This is a genomic window from Protofrankia sp. CiP1_Cm_nod3 (genome assembly GCF_982290655.1).
The window spans coordinates 5,776-10,203 of sequence record NZ_CEVIVD010000140.1 but is presented as its reverse complement, the minus strand read 5'-3'; the positions used below and the strand labels follow the sequence as shown (position 1 = coordinate 10,203).

The window sequence follows — 4,428 nt, the reverse complement described above, 5'->3', positions numbered from 1 at the left end:
ACGCCGTTCGCCGCCGGCGGCACTGTTCTGGTCACAGGTGGTACCGGCGCGATCGGCGCGCTGGTCGCCCGCCACCTGGTCGCCGCCCACGGCGTCCGCCACCTCGTCCTGACCTCCCGCAGCGGTCCCGACGCCGCCGGCGCGGTGGCGCTGCGGGACGAGCTCGCCGAGCTCGGCGCGACCGCCACCGTCGTGGCCGCGGACGCCGCCGACCGTGGCGCGCTCGCCGGCGTCCTCGCCGCTATCCCGGCCGAGCATCCGCTGGCCGGGGTCGTGCACGCCGCCGGCATCGCCGACGACGGCCTGCTCGCCGGCCTCACCGGTGACCGGCTCGACGCGGTGCTGCGTCCCAAGCTGGACGGCGCCTGGCACCTGCACGAGCTCACCCGCGGGCACGACCTGGCCGCGTTCGTGCTGTTCTCGTCCCTATCGGGGCTCACCGGCGGGACGGGGCAGGCCCCGTACACGGCGGCGAACGCCGCGCTGGACGCGCTCGCGGCGTACCGCCGGGCGCACGGCCTGCCGGCGCTGTCGCTGGCGTGGGGCCAGTGGGCGCTCGCCAGCGGCGTCACCGCCCGCCTCACCGACGCCGACCGGGAGCGCATCACCCGCTCCGGGCTGCGGCCGCTGTCGGACGAGGCGGGCGTGGCGCTGTTCGACACCGCGCTGGCGGCCGGCGCCCGCACCGCCCGCGCGCTGCTGGTGCCGGCGCCGCTCGACCTGGCCGCCATCCGCGCCGGGTCCGCGTCGGCCGGGGTGCCCGCGCTGCTGCGCGGGCTGGTCCGGCCGGCCCGGCGGGCGGCGGGCACGGCGCCGGCGGGTGGCCGGTCGGCGCTGCGCGAGCGGCTCACCGGCCTGTCCGGGGCCGAACGTGACGCGGTCATACTTGAGCTTGTGCGTAGCGAAACCGCGAATGCTCTCGGCTATGCCGACGCCGACCCGGTCTCCGCCACCGGCGCCTTCGTCGAGCTGGGGCTGGACTCGCTCACCGCGGTCGAGCTGCGCAACCGGCTGGAGGCGCACACCGGCCTGCGGCTGCCGGCGACGCTCACCTTCGACCATCCGTCCCCGGCCGACGTCGCCGAGCTCATCGCCGGCCGGCTCGACTCCGCCGGGCCCGATTCCGCCGGGCGGGGGACGCCGTCGGCGCTGGCGGCGGGCGCGGGCAGCGGCGGGCCGTCAGCCGACGCCGTCGCCGCTGTCGGCGGGGGCATCGGCGGTCTGTACCGGCGGCTGTTCGACGCCGGGCAGATGAACGCCGCCGCGCAGCTGCTGGTCGTGGCGTCCAGCCTGCGTTCGACGTTCGACGAGGCGGACCGCCACGAGCACACCCCGCCCCCGCTGACCCTGGTGACCGGGCCGTCCCGGCCGAACATCGTCTGCTTCCCGGCGCTGTCGGCGCTGTCCGGCCCGCACGAGTACTCCCGGTTCGGCAGCCTGTTCCGCGACGAGCGGGACGTCCACGTGGTGCCGGCCCCGGGGCTGCCCACGGGCGACCTGCTCCCGGGCTCGGCCGCCACGCTGATCCGGATGCACGTGGACGCGGTCAGGCAGGTCGTCGGGGACGAGCCGTTCGTGGTCCTCGGCCGTTCGATGGGCGGCTGCGTGGCGAACTCGGTCGTCGCCGGCCTGGAGGCGGAGGGGATCTTCCCGGCCGGGCTGATCCTGGTCGACTCCTACCCGATCGACACCCCCTCCCGGCCGGGGATGGAGTGGTGGAACGCCGCCATGATCACCGCGCTGGTGGAGCGGTTCGACCGCTTCGACATCTCGACGCTGGACACCCGGCTGTCCACCATGGGCACCTACAACCGGATCTTCGGGGACTGGCAGCCGTCCGAGGTCCGTGCCCGCACCTTGCTCATCCGTGCGGAACAGCCGCTGGCCGGCACCCCCGCCGAGACGGCGGGCCGGCCGGACTGGCGGGCGTACTGGACACTCCCGCACGAGATCATCGACGTCCCCGGTGACCACTTCACCATCCTTGAGGAGGACACCGGGACGACCGTCGCCGCGGTGGCCAAGTGGCTGGCGTCGCTTGCCCAGGCGACCTGAGCGGCCCATGAACGGATCCAGCCCGCGCACCGGGGCCCGGCCCGCGCGTCCCACACCGCGCGTCAGCCGGGCACCGGACGGGCATCAGCCAGGCAGCGCGCGGGCACCGGCCAGGCATCGGGACCGGCCTCGCGGCGGACATCCCGGACGACCCACCCCGTGGACCAGAAGCAGCGTGATCGTTTTTCGCGCCGCCGACGGCCCCGGGTCACCAATAGATAACCAGCAGAGGGGACAAGCATGACACTTCCGGCAGTCGTCGTGACCGGCGCCGCCGCCGGGATCGGCCGGGCGACCGTGGAGCTGTTCGCCGAACGAGGCTACGGCGTCGTCGCCGTGGACCCCGACACGGCCGGCCTCGCCGAGCTCGAGGGCATCAAGAACGTCGTGACGCTCGAGGGCGACGTCTCCACCGAGAAGGCGAACGTCGAGGCGGTGCGGCTGGCCCTCGAGCACTTCGACCGCCTCGACGCCGCCGTCCTCAACGCCGGCATCGGCGGCGCGCCGCCGATCGAGGCCCCCGGGGCGATCGAGCAGCTCGACCGGGTCCACGCGGTCAACGTGCGCGGCGCGGCACTCGGCATCCGGGCCGCCGCTCCGGCGCTGCGGGCCGCCGGCGGCGGGGCCATCGTCGTGACGGCCTCCGGCGCCGGGCTGCGCGGCGACCCCTACACCTGGGCGTACAACGCCACCAAGGCGGCGGCGATCAACCTGGTGCGGTCGGCCGCGCTCGACTACGGCTACCAGGGCATCCGGATCAACGCGATCGCGCCGGGCATCACCCTCACCCCGCGCACGGCGCCGGTGAAGCACGATCCCCGGCTGTTCGCGAACATCAACCGGCGGATCCCGCTGCGCCGCTGGGGCGACCCGCGCGAGCAGGCCCAGGTGATCTGGTTCCTCGCGACCCCCGAGTCCTCCTACATCACCGGCGCGGTGATCCCCAGCGACGGCGGCCTCAGCGCGAGCAACGGCTTCCTGCTGCCCCCGACGTACGACGGTGAGCCGATGCAGTGACACCCACTGCGGGGGCACCCGGTTCGGGGACGCCCGGTGCGCCCGGTGCCGGTGCCGGGACACGCGTCCCCGGTGGATCCACCCTCAGCGGATCCACCGGGGGCCCCCGTCCACCACTACCCGGCGGATTCACGCACGGCGGATTCACGCACGGCGGATTCACGCCTGCCGCGTTCGTGCCGGCCGCATGCATGCCGGCCGCGGGCCCGGCACGCACGATGTTCACAACATTCATGACGTTCACGGCATTTATGAGAGGGAAAGATTTATGACCACCACTGACCAGCTCGCCGGGACGGCGGCGGCCGTCGCGACGGACAGCCTGGACAGTCTTCGGACGAACAAGACGATCGCCCGGCGCCTGTACGAGGAGATCGTCAACGAGGGCCGGCTGGAGTTGCTCGACGACTTCCTCGCCAAGGACGCCAGCCGGAGCACCGGCAGCGGCACGTTCGGCCGCGACAGCTTCGCCAGCCACGTCACCGAGCTGCGGCACAACGTCACCGACCTGAAGACCACCGTCACCGACATCGTGGCCGAAGGTGACCGGGTTGTCGTCTTCTGGCGTATCCAGGGCATCCACTCCGGCGAGGTCTGGGGCGTGCCCGGCACCGGGAACACCATCGACGGCACCAGCATCAGCCTGATCACGTTCCATGACGGCAAGGTCGTCGACTACGTCGTCACCCCGGACCGGCTCACCATCCTCCAGCAGCTCGGCGCGATCCCGGCATGACCCGCAAACTGTCGGCCGCCGACGTCGCCGAGATCCACCAGACCATCGCGCTGATCGCGCACGTGTACGACAACCGCGCGCTCGACGCCCTGCCCCTGCTCTTCACCGACGACGTCGAGATCGAGCTCGGCTACGGTGAGGGCGTCCAGCTGCGCGGGATCGACGCCGCCCGGGAGCTGTTCGGCCAGCGGCAGCCGGACGGGGCCGACCACCAGACGGTGAACACGCTGATCCTGACCGACCCGGACGGGACCGTGCGGACCCACAGCCGCTACATCGCGCTGCGGTCGGACGGGACTACCACCAACGGCGACTACCTGAGCATCGTCGTGCACACCGAGCGGGGCTGGCGGATCGCGTACTTCCGCAGCGTGCTGCGCTACCCCCTCGAGCCCGAGGCCGGCCCCCGGCCGACGGCGGTCACGGACGAGTGGCGGCTGACCGCCGACCGTCTCCCGGTGATCGTCGACTGACCCTCGCGGATCACGTCCAGCGCACCCCGCGCGGCCGGGCCCGGCCGTGGCGGCGAGCCGCCCGGCCCGTGCCGGGCCGGCCACCCGAGCCTCGCGGGGCGCGCCGGCCGTTTTCGTCCCGCCTCATCGCCCACCGCACTTCACCGC

4 protein-coding genes are annotated in these 4,428 nt (G+C 73.8%); all 4 read left to right on the top strand.

What is annotated here, in order from left to right; translation table 11 throughout:
* On the top strand, positions 1-2,055 hold a 2,055-nt coding region (locus tag AC5LUJ_RS19960; RefSeq protein ID WP_493465501.1), incomplete at its 5' end, for a type I polyketide synthase.
* A 240-nt stretch (positions 2,056-2,295) separates the two neighbouring features.
* On the top strand, positions 2,296-3,072 hold the full coding sequence (locus AC5LUJ_RS19955) for an SDR family NAD(P)-dependent oxidoreductase (protein WP_013873904.1): 777 nt from the start codon (positions 2,296-2,298) through the stop codon (positions 3,070-3,072).
* Between the two features lie 268 nt (positions 3,073-3,340).
* The gene (locus AC5LUJ_RS19950) at positions 3,341-3,808 is read left to right on the top strand and encodes an ester cyclase (RefSeq protein ID WP_250286217.1); all 468 of its coding nucleotides are present in this window, start codon (positions 3,341-3,343) and stop codon (positions 3,806-3,808) included.
* Entirely contained in the window at positions 3,805-4,281 is a 477-nt protein-coding gene (locus AC5LUJ_RS19945; RefSeq protein WP_250286219.1) for a nuclear transport factor 2 family protein, read from the top strand. Before AC5LUJ_RS19950 ends, AC5LUJ_RS19945 begins: the two co-directional genes overlap by 4 nt.
* Positions 4,282-4,428: the final 147 nt, after the last annotated feature.

Bases quoted from the DNA above. Each gene is read 5' to 3' on its own strand.
- AC5LUJ_RS19950 (WP_250286217.1), top strand. From the start codon at position 3,341: ATGACCACCACTGACCAGCTCGCCGGGACGGCGGCGGCCGTCGCGACG.
- AC5LUJ_RS19955 (WP_013873904.1), top strand. From the start codon at position 2,296: ATGACACTTCCGGCAGTCGTCGTGACCGGCGCCGCCGCCGGGATCGGC.
- AC5LUJ_RS19945 (WP_250286219.1), top strand. From the start codon at position 3,805: ATGACCCGCAAACTGTCGGCCGCCGACGTCGCCGAGATCCACCAGACC.